This window comes from Acinetobacter sp. JADD-222, from assembly GCF_049310645.1.
In genome coordinates this window covers 122,461-140,281 of record NZ_JBMOWI010000004.1, presented here as the reverse complement: position 1 = coordinate 140,281, position 17,821 = coordinate 122,461, and the positions used below count along the sequence as shown (strand labels likewise).

30 protein-coding genes are annotated in these 17,821 nt (G+C 37.3%); 12 read left to right on the top strand and 18 right to left on the bottom strand.

Annotated elements, in window-relative coordinates:
* Nucleotides 1–19 precede the first annotated feature (19 nt).
* Both ACO6UW_RS05780 and ACO6UW_RS05775 read right to left on the bottom strand, forming a co-directional pair.
* Entirely contained in the window at nucleotides 20–565 is a 546-nt protein-coding gene (locus ACO6UW_RS05780; protein ID WP_057062672.1) for a 1-acyl-sn-glycerol-3-phosphate acyltransferase, read from the bottom strand.
* 186 nt (nucleotides 566–751) lie between these two features.
* The gene (locus ACO6UW_RS05775) at nucleotides 752–1,324 is read right to left on the bottom strand and encodes a TetR/AcrR family transcriptional regulator (RefSeq protein WP_017481648.1); all 573 of its coding nucleotides are present in this window, start codon (nucleotides 1,322–1,324) and stop codon (nucleotides 752–754) included.
* Nucleotides 1,325–1,602: 278 nt separating this feature from the next.
* On the opposite strand from ACO6UW_RS05775, the gene ACO6UW_RS05770 reads away from it, so the two are divergent.
* Nucleotides 1,603–2,466, top strand: coding sequence for an iron-containing redox enzyme family protein (locus tag ACO6UW_RS05770; protein WP_057062673.1), 864 nt, complete (start codon nucleotides 1,603–1,605; stop codon nucleotides 2,464–2,466).
* A gap of 377 nt (nucleotides 2,467–2,843) precedes the next feature.
* A complete protein-coding gene (locus ACO6UW_RS05765) occupies nucleotides 2,844–4,124 on the top strand; it encodes an integrase family protein (RefSeq protein WP_348891906.1) in 1,281 nt (426 codons plus the stop codon).
* Here the strand turns inward: ACO6UW_RS05765 and ACO6UW_RS05760 are convergent.
* The 16 genes from ACO6UW_RS05760 to ACO6UW_RS05685 form a co-directional block, all read right to left on the bottom strand.
* Nucleotides 4,121–4,339, bottom strand: coding sequence for a hypothetical protein (locus ACO6UW_RS05760; RefSeq protein WP_348891908.1), 219 nt, complete (start codon nucleotides 4,337–4,339; stop codon nucleotides 4,121–4,123). The two genes, ACO6UW_RS05765 and ACO6UW_RS05760, sit on opposite strands and share 4 nt — an antisense overlap.
* Nucleotides 4,340–4,747, bottom strand: coding sequence for a helix-turn-helix domain-containing protein (locus ACO6UW_RS05755; RefSeq protein WP_348891909.1), 408 nt, complete (start codon nucleotides 4,745–4,747; stop codon nucleotides 4,340–4,342).
* A complete protein-coding gene (locus tag ACO6UW_RS05750) occupies nucleotides 4,744–5,124 on the bottom strand; it encodes a hypothetical protein (RefSeq protein WP_348891910.1) in 381 nt (126 codons plus the stop codon). Before ACO6UW_RS05750 ends, ACO6UW_RS05755 begins: the two co-directional genes overlap by 4 nt.
* Nucleotides 5,125–5,127: 3 nt before the next feature.
* Nucleotides 5,128–5,412, bottom strand: coding sequence for a hypothetical protein (locus ACO6UW_RS05745; RefSeq protein ID WP_348891911.1), 285 nt, complete (start codon nucleotides 5,410–5,412; stop codon nucleotides 5,128–5,130).
* Complete coding sequence (locus tag ACO6UW_RS05740; RefSeq protein ID WP_348891912.1) at nucleotides 5,409–5,750, bottom strand: hypothetical protein; 342 nt, start codon at nucleotides 5,748–5,750, stop codon at nucleotides 5,409–5,411. The genes ACO6UW_RS05745 and ACO6UW_RS05740 overlap by 4 nt, the downstream gene beginning before the upstream one ends.
* The gene (locus ACO6UW_RS05735; RefSeq protein ID WP_348891913.1) at nucleotides 5,747–5,953 is read right to left on the bottom strand and encodes a hypothetical protein; all 207 of its coding nucleotides are present in this window, start codon (nucleotides 5,951–5,953) and stop codon (nucleotides 5,747–5,749) included. The genes ACO6UW_RS05740 and ACO6UW_RS05735 overlap by 4 nt, the downstream gene beginning before the upstream one ends.
* Before the next feature lie 2 nt (nucleotides 5,954–5,955).
* Complete coding sequence (locus ACO6UW_RS05730) at nucleotides 5,956–6,159, bottom strand: hypothetical protein (RefSeq protein ID WP_078210431.1); 204 nt, start codon at nucleotides 6,157–6,159, stop codon at nucleotides 5,956–5,958.
* Nucleotides 6,159–6,302: a hypothetical protein gene (locus tag ACO6UW_RS05725; RefSeq protein WP_348891914.1), complete on the bottom strand. Its 144-nt coding sequence runs from the start codon at nucleotides 6,300–6,302 to the stop codon at nucleotides 6,159–6,161. Before ACO6UW_RS05725 ends, ACO6UW_RS05730 begins: the two co-directional genes overlap by 1 nt.
* Nucleotides 6,299–7,480 (bottom strand): hypothetical protein, encoded by a 1,182-nt coding sequence (locus ACO6UW_RS05720; protein WP_372552637.1) that lies wholly within the window; start codon nucleotides 7,478–7,480, stop codon nucleotides 6,299–6,301. Before ACO6UW_RS05720 ends, ACO6UW_RS05725 begins: the two co-directional genes overlap by 4 nt.
* A gap of 4 nt (nucleotides 7,481–7,484) precedes the next feature.
* Nucleotides 7,485–8,156 (bottom strand): putative quorum-sensing-regulated virulence factor, encoded by a 672-nt coding sequence (locus ACO6UW_RS05715; RefSeq protein ID WP_347761733.1) that lies wholly within the window; start codon nucleotides 8,154–8,156, stop codon nucleotides 7,485–7,487.
* Nucleotides 8,153–9,286: an ATP-binding protein gene (locus ACO6UW_RS05710; RefSeq protein WP_347761732.1), complete on the bottom strand. Its 1,134-nt coding sequence runs from the start codon at nucleotides 9,284–9,286 to the stop codon at nucleotides 8,153–8,155. The genes ACO6UW_RS05715 and ACO6UW_RS05710 overlap by 4 nt, the downstream gene beginning before the upstream one ends.
* An 11-nt stretch (nucleotides 9,287–9,297) precedes the next feature.
* Nucleotides 9,298–9,627 (bottom strand): hypothetical protein, encoded by a 330-nt coding sequence (locus ACO6UW_RS05705; RefSeq protein ID WP_347761731.1) that lies wholly within the window; start codon nucleotides 9,625–9,627, stop codon nucleotides 9,298–9,300.
* A 2-nt stretch (nucleotides 9,628–9,629) separates the two neighbouring features.
* Nucleotides 9,630–9,890, bottom strand: a complete 261-nt coding sequence (locus ACO6UW_RS05700) for a hypothetical protein (protein WP_347761730.1) — start codon at nucleotides 9,888–9,890, stop codon at nucleotides 9,630–9,632.
* 2 nt (nucleotides 9,891–9,892) lie between these two features.
* The gene (locus ACO6UW_RS05695; RefSeq protein ID WP_347761729.1) at nucleotides 9,893–10,333 is read right to left on the bottom strand and encodes a hypothetical protein; all 441 of its coding nucleotides are present in this window, start codon (nucleotides 10,331–10,333) and stop codon (nucleotides 9,893–9,895) included.
* Between the two features lie 193 nt (nucleotides 10,334–10,526).
* Entirely contained in the window at nucleotides 10,527–10,730 is a 204-nt protein-coding gene (locus ACO6UW_RS05690) for a hypothetical protein (RefSeq protein WP_347761728.1), read from the bottom strand.
* A 26-nt stretch (nucleotides 10,731–10,756) separates the two neighbouring features.
* Nucleotides 10,757–11,518: a helix-turn-helix domain-containing protein gene (locus ACO6UW_RS05685; protein WP_347761727.1), complete on the bottom strand. Its 762-nt coding sequence runs from the start codon at nucleotides 11,516–11,518 to the stop codon at nucleotides 10,757–10,759.
* A gap of 128 nt (nucleotides 11,519–11,646) precedes the next feature.
* On the opposite strand from ACO6UW_RS05685, the gene ACO6UW_RS05680 reads away from it, so the two are divergent.
* From ACO6UW_RS05680 to ACO6UW_RS05635, 10 genes are read left to right on the top strand one after another with little or no spacing between them, the layout of a single operon-like run.
* Nucleotides 11,647–11,865, top strand: a complete 219-nt coding sequence (locus ACO6UW_RS05680) for a YdaS family helix-turn-helix protein (protein ID WP_347761726.1) — start codon at nucleotides 11,647–11,649, stop codon at nucleotides 11,863–11,865.
* Nucleotides 11,866–11,914: 49 nt separating this feature from the next.
* Nucleotides 11,915–12,232 (top strand): hypothetical protein, encoded by a 318-nt coding sequence (locus ACO6UW_RS05675; protein ID WP_347761725.1) that lies wholly within the window; start codon nucleotides 11,915–11,917, stop codon nucleotides 12,230–12,232.
* An 18-nt stretch (nucleotides 12,233–12,250) separates the two neighbouring features.
* Nucleotides 12,251–12,535, top strand: a complete 285-nt coding sequence (locus ACO6UW_RS05670; RefSeq protein WP_347761724.1) for a hypothetical protein — start codon at nucleotides 12,251–12,253, stop codon at nucleotides 12,533–12,535.
* Nucleotides 12,532–14,316, top strand: a complete 1,785-nt coding sequence (locus tag ACO6UW_RS05665; protein WP_422406004.1) for a DNA cytosine methyltransferase — start codon at nucleotides 12,532–12,534, stop codon at nucleotides 14,314–14,316. The genes ACO6UW_RS05670 and ACO6UW_RS05665 overlap by 4 nt, the downstream gene beginning before the upstream one ends.
* Nucleotides 14,313–15,149, top strand: coding sequence for a DNA adenine methylase (locus ACO6UW_RS05660; protein ID WP_347761722.1), 837 nt, complete (start codon nucleotides 14,313–14,315; stop codon nucleotides 15,147–15,149). Before ACO6UW_RS05665 ends, ACO6UW_RS05660 begins: the two co-directional genes overlap by 4 nt.
* Nucleotides 15,142–16,071 (top strand): YdaU family protein, encoded by a 930-nt coding sequence (locus tag ACO6UW_RS05655; RefSeq protein WP_347761721.1) that lies wholly within the window; start codon nucleotides 15,142–15,144, stop codon nucleotides 16,069–16,071. Before ACO6UW_RS05660 ends, ACO6UW_RS05655 begins: the two co-directional genes overlap by 8 nt.
* Nucleotides 16,064–16,813: a hypothetical protein gene (locus tag ACO6UW_RS05650; RefSeq protein WP_347761720.1), complete on the top strand. Its 750-nt coding sequence runs from the start codon at nucleotides 16,064–16,066 to the stop codon at nucleotides 16,811–16,813. Before ACO6UW_RS05655 ends, ACO6UW_RS05650 begins: the two co-directional genes overlap by 8 nt.
* Nucleotides 16,810–17,205, top strand: a complete 396-nt coding sequence (locus ACO6UW_RS05645; RefSeq protein ID WP_347761719.1) for an HNH endonuclease — start codon at nucleotides 16,810–16,812, stop codon at nucleotides 17,203–17,205. The genes ACO6UW_RS05650 and ACO6UW_RS05645 overlap by 4 nt, the downstream gene beginning before the upstream one ends.
* Entirely contained in the window at nucleotides 17,198–17,413 is a 216-nt protein-coding gene (locus ACO6UW_RS05640) for a hypothetical protein (RefSeq protein ID WP_347761718.1), read from the top strand. Before ACO6UW_RS05645 ends, ACO6UW_RS05640 begins: the two co-directional genes overlap by 8 nt.
* The gene (locus tag ACO6UW_RS05635) at nucleotides 17,413–17,820 is read left to right on the top strand and encodes a DUF1064 domain-containing protein (protein WP_347761717.1); all 408 of its coding nucleotides are present in this window, start codon (nucleotides 17,413–17,415) and stop codon (nucleotides 17,818–17,820) included. The genes ACO6UW_RS05640 and ACO6UW_RS05635 overlap by 1 nt, the downstream gene beginning before the upstream one ends.
* The last annotated feature ends 1 nt before the right edge of the window (nucleotide 17,821 follow it).

Here is a 17,821-nt window from a genome sequence, read left to right as displayed (position 1 = left end):
AAATCAAGTCCAATTTGATTTAGCTAATTTTGACATCTATGTCAAATTGAGCATATAACTCTTTAATAGTTTCCAAGTCTTTTTGTAAATCAGTCGGGTAAATTTTACCTAAAATCCCACCTTGTTTACTTCGAGCATTCGCATACATTAAAACAATAGGAACATTGGCTGCTTTTGCAATATGCCAAAAACCTGTGCGGATAGGTTTACGTTCAGAGCCATCTTTGGCACGTGTAGCTTCAGGAGCAATCACCAAGTTAAAAGTTTCATGAGTTTGAAACTGTTCAACCATTTGTGAAACGATATCTTTACTTGCTTTTCGGTCAACTGGAATACCACCAAGTTTTTCTAGAAGGGGCTTAAGTGGGCCCCTAAAGAGTTCTTTCTTTATTAAGGTATGAATTTTGATGTCTAACATTTGGAAGAGGGCAATCGAGAGCACTGCATCTAGATTTGATGTATGTTCAAAGCCAATAATAACTTGTTTTTTCTCAAGAATTTTTGGGTCTACATTGTAGGTCCAACCAACGGCTTTAAAGATAGAGTTAGCTAAAAATTTTTTCATACATCAGTGCAAGTTGATAAATTTTCAGGATTCTAATATGAGTTTGTAAAAAAGCCTAGAGAAATTATGAAAGCTAAAGTAGAGCACAAAAGTTAAGGATTATCTAAGTTCTAAAATACTTTAAAAGTTCTTTTTTTATTTTTCTCAAACCTCGTCTGAAAGTAATAAACCTAGATAATTTTAAAATTAAGATACTGGCTGTGGTATCTCTTCATTAATTAAATATTCAATATATTTCCAAATTTTTTCAGGGTTAATAAGGTTTTTATCGGTCGTTCCATCGATAATCATCCCATCAATAATAGAAATAATGATATGAACAAGGGGAGTTGGGTTTTCTATACCTAACTGAGTAAGTTTTTCATGTAACAGATTAGTCAACCATTTTGTATATTCATAAAATGGTTCACGAATTGAAGTATATTGTTTTGATACTTCAATAAATGCCTTTTTAAATAAACAGCCATTAAATGTTTCGCTATTGATCCATTCAATATACCAATTAAAAATAATATGAATTTTCTCAAGAGGACTAGCATCTTGATGTAAACTTAATTGTTCATTGATTGAGTTTTGAATATTTATATTTCGATGTTGCAAACATTCCATAATTAAATTTTCTTTTGACGGAAAATATTTATAAAAAGTCATTTTTGCAACATTTGATTCAGCAATAATACGGTCAACACCAGTAGCATTGTACCCAATCTGATTAAATAAATTTAAAGCAGTATTTATAATATCTTCTTTTTTTGACATTACTATTCCATATAGTTAAAACTAATTATAACTTAATCTAAAATATTAAATTTTTAATACAAATTATGATAATAAAAAACTGATTTTGATTCAAGTTGAGATTGTGATAATGATTATCATTAATTGAAGTTTTTTTTAATTTTTCATTTGATTTCGTACGATTTTAATTCTAATATTAATCGATGAAGGAACATATTTAAATATTAATTTAAGTCATTGTTTTTATAATAAAATATGTAAAAATCGATCATGCTTCAATAAGTTTAATGAGAGCGGATATGCCTAAGAAATTTGAGAATTTTAATAATCCTAGAAAGAAAGCACTCGCAGGGATGAAACAAAGCATTTCAGCTGAACTATGGGGAAAAAATTCAAAGTTTTTGACCCGATTAAGAGCAAAGATTGCGAAACATCCTGTATCTCATCATCCTGCAATCGATACTTTAAATAATGGCGAAATTAATAAAGAAGATTTAAAAAAAATTCATTTAGAGTATCGCCATGCAATTGTGCAAACTTTTACTGATGCATTGCTCATGGCTCAATTTCAAACTAAACAATTAGAGCCGAGATTGCATGCTGGTGCAAAAATGTTCCCGCGTTTTCTTTTAAGTTTAAATATTTTTGATGAATTTGGATTTCGGCCAGGATTAGATAAAGACGGCTACTATCAGGGAAATCCTGAATATGCTCATTATCCCTTATTTGAAGATATATTGAATGATTTTGGTATTACAGAACAAGATCGTCTAACTTATCATCCGACTGAAATTGCAGATCAGGTTAGAGTATTTTTAGAAAATGCTTATGATGACTATAAAGCTGTTTCAGCCTTATTAGCAGTCGCAGAGGAAGAAGTCATTCTATATAGTCCACCTTTACGTAGAGCAACTAAAGCAGTTGGTCTAGATGTGGAGGGTGGTGGTTATTATCATGTACATGGTATCTCTGAGGATGAAAGTGCTGAAGCAGCAGATGATGATCATGAAGAAGATTTATGGTATGTCTTGATGCAAGCTTGTACAGAAGAAGACTATAACTATATTGAAAAATTATGCTTAGAGTATTGTGATTTATGGGAAAAGTTTTGGGATACACAATTAGAGAATTCGGAGCCCATGCGAAAGCAAATCTTAGCCTAATAGATGAAAGATGGATATTTAGTACGGAACGTAAGTGTATTTTAAAACATCTAAAATTTAGGGATAAAATAAATTTAAATTTTGAGTATTTTTTATAAGAGTAAAGCATATTCTATTTAGATATATATTAAAAAACCCCATAAACTTTTTGTTTATGAGGTTCGGTATTTGGTGGGCCCACACAGACTTGAACTGTGGACCAACGGATTATGAGTCCTACAGTAAAAGTATTTATTACTGTTGATGACTACTAATTAAATTTATTTAAATTTATGAAAAACAATAGCATAGTCATGATTGTTATTGATTAGTGTTGACTATGATTGAATTAATTTGCTTACATACTGCTTACACGAACCCCATGTAACCGCTTTTTTATGAAAACCAAGTTCACAACCCTTAAAGTTTTAAAATTTGATCCTCCAACTGAAGGTAAGAACCAAATATTTTATTGGGATAGTGATACACCAAGTTTATCTGTCAGGGTAACACAGAATGAGAATAGATCTTACATATTTCAAAGTCGTGTTTCTGGTAAATCTATTCGTATAACAATAGGCGGCGTTACTATATGGTCTTTAGATGATGCAAGAAAAGAGTCTAGACGATTACAGCAACTATGTGATCAGGGAATTGATCCAAGACGTAGTAAAGCTGAAGAGAATTATAAAAATAATGAATATTCTGAATTACAAGAACAAAAGAAAATAAAATTTGAAACTGCTTTTTTAGAATATGTTGAGGAAAATAAAACAGCTTGGAGTGATCGTTATATTAATGATCATTACACTTTAATACACCGCGGTGGAGAAAAGAAAAAAAGGGGCCCGGGTCTAACAATACCTGGTGTATTAGCTTCATTATTAGATAAACCATTATATGAGATTAATGCTGAATTTATAATTTATTGGCAAATTGAAGAAGCTAAAACAAGACCTACCCGAGCTGCTTTAGGGTTTAGAACATTACGTGCATTTATTAATTGGTGCATGGAGCACGAAGTCTATTCACAGATTATTAATGATGAAGCTCATAAATCTAAACGCGTTCGTAAAGTAGTTCCAACTGTAAAAGCTAAAAAACAAGCTATACAAAGAAATCAGCTTGCGACATGGTTTAAAGCAGTTAATGATTTACCGAATATAATGCACCGAGCCTTTTTACAAATAACAATTTTAACAGGTCCACGTTCTGAATCGATGCGAGGATTAGAATATCACTTGTTAGATTTTAAATGGAAAACTATAAAAGTTTGGGATAAAGTTGATCAAGATTATCGTATTATCCCAATGACAAGATACGTAGAGAAACTATTATTAAGTCTTCCAAAACATCCAGAATCAAATTATGTATTTTGGTCTACTAATTCTGATTGTGGTTACGTTACCGATGTGCGCAAAAAATACTATCAACATTTAAAAGAGAAGGGTTTGCCACGTTTTACAATTCACGATTTAAGACGTTCTTTTAGTAACCTTACAGAGTGGCTGGATGTGCCAGCGGGTGTAGTCGCTCAGATAATGGGCCATAAACCTAGTGCAACCCAAGAGAAACATTATAAAGATCGTCCAGTTGATTTACTAAGAATACATCATCAACGTATTGAAGATTGGATTTTAACTGAAGCGGGAATAATAGACGAAGAAAAAGGGGCCTAAGCCCCTACAAGATTTCTGATATCAGTTAGCCGCCAACGTGCACCGTTTTTAGTCATAACTGGTGTTAAATCACCGCCCCCTCGACTAGCCCATACTCGCAAAGTGTTGGGCTTATAACCTAGGACCTTTGCAGCATCAATAGTGCTTACTAAACTTGCGCCAGAATCAATGAGCTGCTGCAATTTTTCTTCAGGTCTTAATTTCAACGCACCCATTTAAACTTCCTCCTTCTTAGTATTCACACGCTTTATTACTTTATTTAAAGTCTCTCTAGTCATACCGAGAATTTGCGCTGCTTCGGTTTTATTGCCTCTGGTCTTTACTAATACTTTTTCAATAAGTAAGAATGCGACATGATTAAGAATGTCTCGGTACGAATCACCATTATTAAGCGCTACATCTAGATCTGTTTCAGTTAAAATAATATTCATCTCTAAGACCTTTTTATTTTCTGCCTCAAAAATTGTTCCTTCTGGATCGATACCGAAATATCTGCAAATTTCGTGAGCTTTTGAAGATCCTGGTCCATGTTTTTCAACATGAACCCAATTCGGTCTTGTTTTGGGCTTAGGCGAGTTCATCAAAGCCATCAAATAGAGCTCTTCGAAATTAAATTCACTCATTTTGGCACCTCCCATTGCTTACGGTCTTTAATGTGCCCGAATAGAACAGGCTCAGAGAGCCGTATCTTTTTCACCTCAAAATCGAAATTACCTTCCTTGATTTGATCACCCGCTAATTTCTTTATTAAATCAACTTCATCAACGGAGAAATAGGCAGTATCATCAAAGCCAAGATAAAAAAGGTTACGTGTTTTATAACAATCAACTTTTTCAGCTTCTTCAAATTTTTGTAGGACTTCTCTACATTCAGATTGAATAAATCGCACATCATCAAGACTTAAGTTTTCAAATCGAACGTCAAATGATTCCATTAACACTCGCAAATCAAGTCCACCATTTTTGAAAGCTTTTTCAAAAGTTTCACTTAATCTACTCATCGATCAGTTCCTCAATTCATTGCGTTCTTGTTTCAAACGCATCACTAAGTTATTCAGAGTAACGCTCACAGTTTTCTCAAAATTCTTAGTAGATTGAAATTCAGCAAACTGAGACAGAGCCAAACCAAAAATATGGTATGCAAAAACTTTTGCTGCTTCAGGATTATTTTTTAGTAGCTCTTCAGTACTTGGGCAAATAATATTTTGAAAGATATGTGCAGCTACCTCAGCAGGTGTACCTTCAATACGATTAGGTGTTAGATTAACTTCACCAATAACTTTACTCACTCTGCTTCTCCTGATTCGCTATTAACTAATTGCTCAATAAACTCTGCAAGTTCATTTGCCCCCACTACAAAAGTTTCGCCGTCTAACTCCATTGCTTGTATGGATACGACAGCAACCCAAGATTGGATATCATCTGCAATTTGTTCTGGCACCGGCTGAGCTTTGGCTTTTTCCATCCAAACTTCCTGCATTAATTCAATGTCGTTATAACTAAGTGTGCAGCCAGCTTCACGAACCAAATTTGTTATAACACCTAAACTATTCCAACCAACTTTTACTACACCTTTCGTTTGAAGAAATCTTTGAAAAGCTTCTCTTTCTTTATTCAAATCAATCACGTTTGATCCTCCGAAACTATTTCCCATTCACCCCAATCGCCCAAATAGCCAGATTTAGAAATATTGGTTGTAATCACTTGGCCATCATCACAAGTAACTTTCATTCGATGCTCATCAATTCGAATTGCGTGATAAACCACATTGAGCTGAAGATTAGAAGGTAGGCCCATTTCTCCAGTAAAAGTTTTAATTCTTACTTCCATATTTAAGCCTTCAAATGTTCTTCAAATTCTTTACCAAGTGAATTAGCCAGCTCATTTCCAGTTAATGCTCTAGTAACCATGCCGTATTGCTTTTTAAAGCGGAAATTAAAGCCTCGGCCATCTTCCATATCTTTAACTTGGTAGCCCAGAAGGGCTAACCAAATTTTGAAAGCTAGTAGATTTTTGCGTTTTACTACTGTTCGCATTATTTTCCCCAGCTTCCTTCTTTAAGCTTTACGTCATAGAGACATTGTTCAATCTCAGAAGCATTAACATTGTCGAAGTGGTGATTCATAAAATTACCGATAACAATTAACGTGCGAGTGGTTGTGGAATACCGGTATTTCATGGGTAATTCTCCAGTAAATAATCAGGTTCAGCCGAAGGAGTTACTGGGACACTTAATTCAGCACGGCGTTTTTTGGCCATGTTCCACAATGTCTTATGAACATCTGGATTGCGTGAAGGAATTTCACGTTCTAATTCTTCAAGTGTTTTTAGATCTGCCGCATATTGAAGGCGAACAATTAAAGGAGATAGCCCATCATCTTGCTGTTTAGTTTGATTTAACTCAGATAGGCGTTTATGCATTTCATTTAATAGTGGCTTGCGTTGTTCTTCAGTCCATTTAGAGGTATACCGAACAACACTATTTACCTCTTCAGGTGTATGGGCCTGTTGAATAGTTTTAACAAGAGACTCATAGTTTTCAGGCATAGAGGTAACTGCATCAATTTCTTGCGCGTCAAGCTCAGTCAGGCGATTTTGTTTAGCATCATCAATCGATTTGATTTGCTCAGGTGAAAAGCCTTCTTTTTCAAGATTTACACAAGTTGAGTCGAGTTCTTTTTCAGATTGGCAAATGCGAATGGCATCCAGCAAAATTTCAAATTGAGCATTAACATTCGGCTTTATATCTGGATCAGAAGTTTCTGGAACTAACAGATCCTCTGACGTGGTGACATTAGTTTGTTCAGTAATAACAATTGCAGGCTGAGTTTCTACAGCAATAACTTCACTATTCTTTTCTTTAACTTGTGGTTCTTCTGCCTTGACCTGAGGCTCTTTTTTACTACGCTTCTTTGACTGTTTATTCTCAATCTCAAGTTCCGTAGTTTTCAAAGGCACATCTTTTATTGAATTGCCACCAAGTACTTTACAAAGAGCTTCATATTGTAATCTGGCATTATCCAAATCACGTTGAGCAAAACCGCCATCAACCATAGTGACAATGCCATAACCCACACCTTGATAAATATGCTTCTCAATAAAACCAGCGGGATTAATAACAAATACCTCTTTATCAATCTCTAATTCATCAACAGTTAAAGGCTTAGTAAAGGTAATGCCAGCAAGTTCAATCACATCAATTTTGATGCAGAATTCAAAACCCGGTTTACCAAACACAGAAGCAGGGAATTGATCTAAATCGGCAAAGTCCAACATGTCTCCAGCTGGACGACAAAGTACAGTTTTACCTTTTTGAAGAGCTTCAAATGCTTCGTTAGCTGAAATTAAATTTGTCATATTCTTATCCTTTTAATGCTTTAAGTACGTACTGATCTATTTCGTCCTGTCTTAACAACCAAGCAACATAATCAGCGGGTAGATCTTTAATTTTTGTCCCTTTGTATTTACCAAAAGGCATGATGGTCGGAACTCGTGCATGTTCAGATGCAAGGTAGAGCGATTGCATATCTTTAAGGCCGAGATTCTTGCAAATATGGGTTAAAACAAAACCTGTTAAAAATACGTCCTGCTTTGCATTGTGGGCATTACGAATACTTTGACGGGCTTTCTCACTCCCTTTGGTCAGCATGTAAACTAATGTTGAAATGTTATGAGCCTCTTCAGGCCATACCATTCTTGAAAGGGCTAGTGTACAAATTGCCTTCGCACTAAATTCTTTATGAGCTAATCGAATAGCTTGAATGTCATAATCAATATTATGGCCAATGATGAATTCACATTCTGGAGCACGGAAAGTTTCATAGCTTGGTTTACCTGCAATGTCACTTTCTAAAATGTGATGTACAGCCATAGCACCATATTCAATTTTATCTGGACAAGAAAAGTACTCGTCAAAACAGGCATCTTTATTGACAACCAACACACCATTTTCAAAGTAAGTTGGTACATGGGCTATCTCAATTGGATAGCCGTTTAAAGTGTTAGTTTCAGTATCTAAAATGATTGCACTCATGCAGAGATTTCCTGTTTTGCAAGTTGTTCAATTTCTTGTTTTACTTTTTCTAGCTGTACCGCTTCTATTTGAGTCAGAGCATCGATGCCGAAATGTTCACAGACCGACTTAACATCTAAACCACAAGTATCTATAAACACCTGTAATTGATCACGATCAGCTTCGGTGATTAAATCCACTGGAATAGAATTAGGATCCATGTATTTGTTTTTCTCAGTGTCAAATACAAAGCCCAAGCTTTTAACTCTATCAATGAAGTGCTTACGCATTTCTTTATAGTGAGGATGGTTTTTGTCGAGCTGTTCAATTAATGTATTTAGCTCAAAAACATAATTATTTTGATCGCATTCGGAAAAGAATTGATCGCGCTCTTCAATTGCCTTCATCGTTTGCAACTGGGCAGGGGTCATAGTGTTAAGATGACTTTTTGCTTGCTCGATCAAATCACCGAAAAATGTAGGGGCGTGGTAAAGATCTGGTAAAACTATATTTCCACCTGTTTCAGCACCAAGATTTCCTGAGTTTTTGGCATGATGCGAATTTGAAGCTTTGAACTTTAGAACACGGACAATTTGCCCATCTGTAGCTTTTTCATAAGTTAGATAGGCCATGATGTCTGATATGCGGTAAAGCACATCACGATTTTTACCACTCATAGAAGGACGGTGAATTAACAAATCATCATTACGCTGTTCTTCAGCATGACCAATAAAAATGATGTGTTTGCCATAACTACGAATACGATTAATTAATCCAATAAAATCATTACCAGCATAACCTTGGGCTTTTAAAGTCAGGTTTCCATCTCTCTGGGTATTTCCTTGAATGCCTTGATAATAGATTTTGACGCAATCAAGCATGGTGCCTACAGTGTCGAAAGCAACAGTTTTATAAGGTTTAAGATCCTCTTCAGTTACGTTAGATACATCAGTCCATTTTTGTACTTGTACAGCCGTTCCTCGACGTAATGCTCCTACACGGTGAACACCTTTATCAAAGTCAAACAAAATGGTGTCTTTTGCAGTAAAAGCTAAAGAAGATTTACCAATGTCCGGATCTGCATAGTAATAAGCGACAATTGTTTCTACATGGATCGGTTCATTTGCATGAACAATATTTGCAAGTGCCATATTACTTATCCTTATCTTGAGCCCGTGAAGCCGCGTGAACGCTTATAGTTTTTACGGTCATTTGATGGGATGTTTGTTTCGCGTAGCTTTATTGCGAGCTGCTTTCTACGCTGAAAATCAATTTCTCGCATTAGAGAAGCAAGAACTTTGGGGCGCTTCGCCTTAAAATCTTCCACATTTAAAGGTGTCTTTACGTCACCTTTTACGGTGTACAGCACACTGCAGTTTGCATTAGCTGCATAAACAGTCCAGCCGACACGTACAGAGTAGAGACCTGTTAAGCGGTCATGACCGATATAGGTTTTAATACCGTCTGGATGTGGTTTGAAATGAGCATTCATAATTAACTAGCTCCCTTAGGTTCTTCATAAATCCAAACTTTAGGATTGCTATCAAACTTTGCAGAAAAAACACCTGTACCTTTAGTTCGAATAATTACACCTAGATCATAGGCACATTGTTTTTCGGTAATTTGGTGACCTTTAACCACCATGCATGCAGCAACTTGCCAAGCAAAAGGCTGATGGCCTTTTTTATTAATCTCGATAACAGTTTGCAAAACTGCTTGTTGGCGTTCTGATAGATTTAGAGTTGAATTAGCCATAATTAAGCCTCCACCAACTTATTACGTTCGATGAAGCCTTTTAGAGTTGCATTGATGTTGCGAATGTCTTCGAATTCAGTGAAATCGTTGTATGACTTGCCATTAATATCAGTGATTTCATTTACTGTTAGTTGAGTAATATCAACAGCGGTAAATTCGGAACCTGGTACGCCGTAGCTGTCTGGATGAGCTTCAAAGTCGAAACTAACGTTTAAGCGAAAGCTATCTAACTTAACGACAGCAACGCCAGAACGTTTACTTGTGATTTTTGCTGTTAATACGCTGTAAGTACTTGGTTGAACTTTAGGAGTGAAAGCAGTATATGAATCATTAGCTTCAGCTGCTGGTTGAAATTGGCAAGCAACTAAAGTACCGCCTGATAATGCAAGGGCAGCCATACTACCAATTGCAAATAAGTTGAAAGAATTAGCTTTTACGTTCATAATCGATCTCGCAGTTTGCAAAGCACATTTGATTTGACGGTCGGTGTGCTTTTTTGTTGTCTACGAGACAAATATAAGTTCTCTAATATTAGTAGTCAATAAGTTTGCTAATATTTTTTTAAAAGTTTGCTAATATTTTTTATAGGCCGTAATAAAAAACCCACCAAAAGGTGGGTTTTGATAACAGGGAAGATTACTTTATTGGTTGCCCTAGTTTACCTTCTTTTACTAACTCAACGATTTGATCGTTAGAAAGTACTGGAATAAAAAAACTATCACCAATGTCTTTTGAAAGAATTTTCACTTCTTCAGCTGAGAGGATCAAACTCTCATTAGCATTAGCCGCTTCGTTTATGCGCGATATTATCTGGTTAATAGGGAGTTTGGTGTTATCCATGTATGTTCCTGGAAATCATAATTTTATCAATGTGATTTTGGATGATCATGTTTATGCTGACTTGGCGGGACAATATCAGTAATAGCCGTAATGCTTTCAACTTCATCCATATTAAACGTAAGTCTTTCTCCGCCATTTACAGCTATTAGACTTAAAACATCATTTTGAATTCCAATGAATTCTTTAATAGTACATCGACCATCTTTAAGACAAACTTGGACAAATTCCATAGGAACTAGTTCAGCATCTGGATCGCAAACTACATACCAACCATTACGAATAGCAGGGAACATTGAATCCCCAGTACCCTTTACAGCATATGCTTTTGATCCAGCAGTATGAGTTGGAATATATCCATCACCGCCATTTCCTTCAAAACCCATGTCTACGAAATAGCCATCCATGCCCATTTTAGAGTAAGCTTTTACTGGGACCCACCGCTTAGATGTTGGATTAAAAGGCTTTTCAACGATATTTGAAAATAGAACAGCCTCATCACTATCACTAATATTATATTTTTTCTTAAATTCTTCGATGTCTAATTTTTTAAAATTTGAACCATCATTTTGCTGTTGAGCGTGATCTTTATTAGGCTCACCCTCACCAGTTTGAAGCCAATAAGCATCTACACCAAGAAATTTAGCAATAGAGGCTAAATGCGATGATGAGCTTACTAAGCCTGTTTCGAGCTGACTCAATGCTGATTGAGTAATACCAACAGCTTCAACAACATCTTTCTGAGATTTTTTAGCCTTCTTACGGGCTTCTTTAAGTCTGTCCTTTAGCATATCGGATCACCTATTACAACTCGCGTTAGCATATTAGTGAACTAATAACAAATCAAATTAGAATACTTATTGACGTAGTATTAGTTTGCTAATATTATTCTAATATCACTTATATTTAAGAGATGGCTATGCAACCCATTTACCAAAAGCTTGTTGAGCATTTTGGTGGTCAAGTCGCCACTGCAAAAGCCCTGAAAGTTAGCCAAGCCAATATTAGTGGCTATGTTTCAGGACGATGGAATATGTCTGAAGTGGTAGCAATGAGAGCAGAAAAAGCTACTGAAGGCGAATTCAAAGCAGCTGAACTTTGTCCATCACTCAAAGAGTTTCAAATACAAACCGCTTAGGACACATCATGAGAAAAATATCACTACCAAAACATATAGAGGAAAAAACATGCAAAACATGAATTTAGACGATATGCACATAAGCAATAAATTACTTGTGAGTTTAAGCACTCGAGTACCTGAAGAAGTGCAAGTGCTAGTTGATGATGTAGCCAAATCAAATGGAATGGATCGGGCGAAATGGATAAGAGCAGCCATTAGATTAAAGCTCGAAATGGATTTAGAACAATCTTCATCCAATGACATAAATAATTCAATGAATACAACGTCTTCAAATGAATTCAAAAATGTATTCAAAAATATATTTAGCTTCCTTTTAGCAAATAAAAAGCCCGACGTTGCAGGTCGAGCTTTTCGTGTTCATTAATTTTAGGAATCGCAGAACATGAGTAATTTATCAAATCAACAGCAAATAATCCAGAGCTGGTTTGAGCCAGCGCTTCATACACTTAGCGCATTAATTAAAAAATGTGAAGAGAACTTAGAGCGCATTAAGGCAGACACTAAAAATGCGGCAGTTAAACGTGAAGAGTTCAAAGAGGCTTTAGCTCGTCAACATCGTATTACTTATATGCAAGCTGAAGAACTTATCAAAAGTTTGGGTCGTGCTGGTCGGATCCGTTTCTTGGGTAGTACTTACATTCAGCTTAATAAGGGCGGTGAAGCATGAATACATTTGTTGATGCTAAACGTTCTTTCAGAACACAGTTTGATTTAAATTTCTCTGAAAAAATCATTGTAGATTTTTTTGCAGGTGGTGGTGGTGCCAGCACAGGTTTAGAGATGGGATTAAACAGGCCTGTTCATGTTGCTGTAAATCATAACCCTAAAGCTATTTCTATGCATGAAGCTAATCACCCACACGCCAAGCATTATGTTCAAGATGTTTTTGCAGTTGATCCAGTTGAAATATGTGATGGCTATCAAGTCGGTTGGTTTCATGCAAGCCCAGACTGCACACATCATTCGCAAGCTGCTGGCGGTCAACCACGTAAAAAAGAAATACGTGACCTTTCATGGGTCGTTCTTAAGTTTGCTGGCAAGGTTAAACCAGACGTTATTAGTTTGGAAAATGTAGAGCAGATCCTTAATTGGGGCCCTCTTATTGCTAAGCGAGACAAAACTACAGGTCGTGTTATTACTCTCGAAAAAATTGATGTGAACGGAAAAAAGGTACACCGAGTTGCAGAACCTGGTGAACATGTTCCAAGAGATAATCAGTTCTTGGTGCCAGATCCAAAAAAGAACGGAAAAACTTGGCGACATTTTGTAAGAAGCCTTGAGCGACTTGGTTATGTTGTGGAATGGAAAAAGATTATTGCTGCAGACTATAGTGCTCCGACAATTCGTAAACGCCTGTTTATGGTTGCACGTTGTGATGGGCAAGCAATTGTTTGGCCAGAAGCTACTCATGCCAAAAAACCTAAACGTGGTCAAAAAAAATGGCGTGAAGCAGCTGAGTGCATTGATTTTAGTGATTTGGGTAATTCTATTTTTGATCGCCCAAAACCTCTTGTTGATGCGACCTTGAGACGAGTTGCACGAGGTATGAAAAAACTCGTCCTTGATGCCAAAAAACCTTACATCGTAAAAAATACAGCTCCTTTTATTGGAAGGGATTTTAATACGAGTTTTGGTCATGCAATTACCGAACCTTTAGGCACGACAACTGCTGGATATGGTGGACATAGTTCACTTGTCAGCCCAATCATAGCGCCATTTTTAACAGAGTTTGCAAATGCGTCACATCAACGTAATTGGGGAATTTTCGAGCCTTTAACAACGATATGCGCTCAAGTCAAAGGTGGTCATCATGCATTAGTAGCTCCAATGCTAGTACATATCGGTCATGGTGAGGGAACGCCTGATAGCCCTAGATGGAGTAAAGGCTTTGATTGCATAACACAACCTTTAGGAACTGTTACAGCTTCAGGAGCACAACGTAATTTAGTTACTGCATACATGATGCAGGCTAATGGTGGTTTCAATGAGACTGCGGGTCATGACTTAAGAGACCCATTAACCACCATTACAAACAAAGGAAGCCAACAGCAGCTCGTTACAGCAGAACTTAGTAAAGAAAATATGGATGGCGCATTGCGTGTAGCAGCTTTCCTAATCAATTACTACGGAAATGGGGATGCTCGAGACATTACTGCACCCATCGACACACTTACCACTAAAGACCGACTAGCTCTTGTAACTGTTTGGGTTAAAGGGGAGCCATGGGTAATTGTGGATATAAAAATGCGCATGCTTTATCCGCGGGAGTTGTACACAGCTCAAGGGTTTCCTCAGTCTTACATCATTGACCGTGGTCATGACGGCAAGCCCTTAACCAAAACAGAACAAGTCCATATGTGTGGAAATAGTGTCTCACCTGAACCTATGGCAGCAATTGCCAGAGCAAACAATCCATTTATTTCGAATCAAATGAAGGGGGCCGCATGAATACCATGAATCACCCTTTAATTCGCTATCACGGCGGTAAGTTCAGAATTGCTGATTGGGTCATTTCACATTTTCCTGACCACAAAACTTATGTTGAACCTTTTGGAGGAGGTGCTTCAGTTCTTTTGAAAAAGCAACCTAGCTCAATTGAAGTTTATAACGATATTGATAGCGAAGTTGTCAATTTGTTTAAGGTCTTAAGAAGTGAAGAACAAAGACAAATGCTTGAGGAGCAACTGTCTTTGACGCCTTTTTCACGTGATGAATTTTATCAAGCTTATGAAGATACAGACTGCCCAGTAGAGAAGGCTAGACGCATGATAATTCGTGCACAAATGGGATTTGGATCAGCAGGAGCTACTAAGGGTAGTACTGGGTTTCGGATGGCTGGTGGACGCCAGAAGAATTATGAAATTTCTTTATGGGATCGCTATCCGGAAAGGTTGGCTTTTTTTGCAAAGCGTCTTAAGCAGGTGCTTATCGAAAATCAACCTGCTACCAAAGTCATTTCTCTTTATGACCATCCAGAAACACTTTTTTTTGTTGACCCTCCATATGTGACAAGTACTAGAACTGCAAATGTAGTTGCTTATAGACATGAGTTAGCAGACCAAGATCACATTGAACTTATTGATTTGCTTTTGACCGTAGAGGGAAAAGTAGTTCTTTCAGGATATGAACATCCTATTTATGACAACCGATTAGATGGATGGAAGAAAGTAACTAAATCAGTTCAGGCCTCAGGAAATAGAGGCGGGGTAAGCCGTCAAGAATGCCTTTGGATTTCTCCAAATGCACAACACCAAGATTTATTTGGAGGCATCCATGTATAAATATTTACATCATATTAGCGACTTTATGGTTGATACAGCTCACCTAACACCAGTAGAGGAGTGCTTCTATCGCAGAGCTTTAGACTTCTACTACTTGAATGAAAAACCATTACCCAAAGAAACCCAGTCGGTTTTTCGTCGGTTACGTGCAAATACCCAAGAAGAAAGGGAAGCAGTATTAATTGTGCTGGAAGAGTTCTTTTGTGAGAAAGATGATGGTTTTCACAATAAACGTTGTGATGCCGAAATTGCTGCATATCTTAAGATTGGCGATAAAAATCGCGAAAATGGAAAGAAAGGTGGGCGTCCACGCAAGGAAAAACCAAAAGAAAACCAAAATGAAAACGGTTCGGTTAATTCTGAAAATCCAGAAAAACCCAGTGGGTTAAATTTGGGTTCCGAAAGTGAAAGCCAAAAAAACCTTAACCATAAACCGTTAACCGATAACCAATATATAGATAGTAGTAGTAATGCGCGCGGAGAAAATTCTCAAATTCCTCCAATTCAATTTGCTCAGTACCAAAGTGAAGATCACAAGCGTTACTCAATGCGTGAGTTCGTTTCTGAATACACAGAGTTTCAATACGATTTCATTTCACTTGCTCAACAGAGATTCGTTTCAGTACCTGAAATAGACTTGAGAACAATGATTCAAAACTTTGGAGATTGGTACTTTGCAAACGAAGCAAGTTCAGTGAATACACCAAGCCTTTGGTTGGTTAAGTGGTTTTCTTGGGTTCAAAACAACGAGAAACAAGTTGCTGCTAACCGCAAGAAGCAAGAAAAAATCACTACTGCAGGTCAAAAACCACAAGAGCCCGGTTACTTTGCAAATATTTTTGAAGAACAAAACCAATCTCAAATTGTGGATGTAACCCCAGCAAAAAAGTTTCCAATGATTGAGGAGATCGGTCATGCATGAGATTACTTTGAACGAAGTGCGTCAATTAATCGCATCTCTTCGTACAGTCTATGCGGCACAGTTCAATAAGCAATTCCCGGTAACAGGTGAAAGCGCAATACCTTTGTCGGTTGTAGAGCAGATCTCACTTAAAACACTTGCTGGGGTTCAGCAAAATCAATTTAACAACGCACTTGGTCGATTGCTTACAGCTGGTGGTCGTTTCATGCCTTCGTTTGCTGAATTCCGCACCTGGTGTATTGGTGAAAGTTGGATGTCTCCGGAAGAGGCTTGGTCGCGTGCTTGTAAGTTCACAGCAGATCGTTCGGTTGTGATTACCCAAATTACAAAGTACGCATTAGACGAGGTTATGTATTTGATCGAAGCGGGCCAAATGAGAGCAGCTCAAGATAATTTCTTTGGGACCTACAATGTGATGGTGGCTAAAGCGCAATTAAAAGGCCGTCAGCAAGAGTTTTACACCCCGCCGCTACAACTAGAGCATAAAGAGCCTAAACATGTTCCTGTGAGCAATGGTGAAGCACAAAAGCATCTCAATTCACTAATGCAACGCTTAAAGATTAATGGGCGTAAGCCTGCACCAGTGCAAAAACTGGAAGCCAAGGAAAAAGAACCTGAACTCACGCATGAGTTAGGTCCAGATCCTTTCGACAATCCGCACGAATACGCAGAGATGTGCCGCCGTGAAGGTATGCCTATTCCTCGCAATATTCAGCAGTTAATTGATGGGGCGAATGTATGAAGCTAACAAAGCAACAACGTGCTGAGCTCAAGCAAAAATTCGGTGGTCATTGTGCCTACTGCGGTGAGCTGCTTGGCGATAAGTGGCATGCGGATCATATCGAAGCTGTGAAACGAGATTTAATTCATATTGGTGGTGGCAAGTTGATTTCAGGAGAAATGACAAGACCACAAAACGACACCTTAGAAAACATGAATCCCGCTTGCGTCCCATGCAATACAAACAAGTCATCTATGCCTTTGGAAGGTTGGAGAAAGATGCTGGCTCATTATCGTGATGTGCAGTTATTGCGTGATAGCACACATGCACGTCATTTGCTCCGCTTTGGATTAATCGAAATCAAATCAAATCCAGTGACTTTTTTCTTTGAGAAGGGAGCCAGCCATGAGTGAGTTTGAGAGTAAGTTTGGAAAGTGGTCTTGGGAGATTCAAAAAGAACAACAAGCGACTGTGGATGAGCTTAAAAAATCAATAAGCGAAATGGCTCAGAAGTACAGAGTTGAAGCACACGAATTAAGTCGTATTAGAGATTTTGAAAAGTCTCAGATGTATAGCCATTTTGCTAATGAATTGGATCGCTTAAATAAGGGTGGTGCTTGATGTCATCCATGAGCTTAGCTGACTATCACTCAAAGTTTCCAAATGGCCACAAAGCTAAGAAGGGTCGTAATAAGTTTAATGCCTCGAAAGTTCAATTAGATGGAATGACTTTTGATAGCACCAAAGAATACAAGCGGTATATCGAACTTAAAGCATTGCAACAACGCGGTGAAATCTTTGGTTTAGAGCATCATACAAAATTTGAATTGGCACCTAGAACAAAGATAGAGGGGGAGAAACGTACAAAGCCAGCGCTTAGATATTTTGCGGATTTTACTTATTACCTCATCAATGGCGAATACATCGTTGAGGACGTTAAATCTATTGCTACTAGAAAGCTGCCAAGTTATCGCAACAAGAAACACCTGATGAAGACGGTGCACGGTATTGATGTTAGAGAGGTTTGAG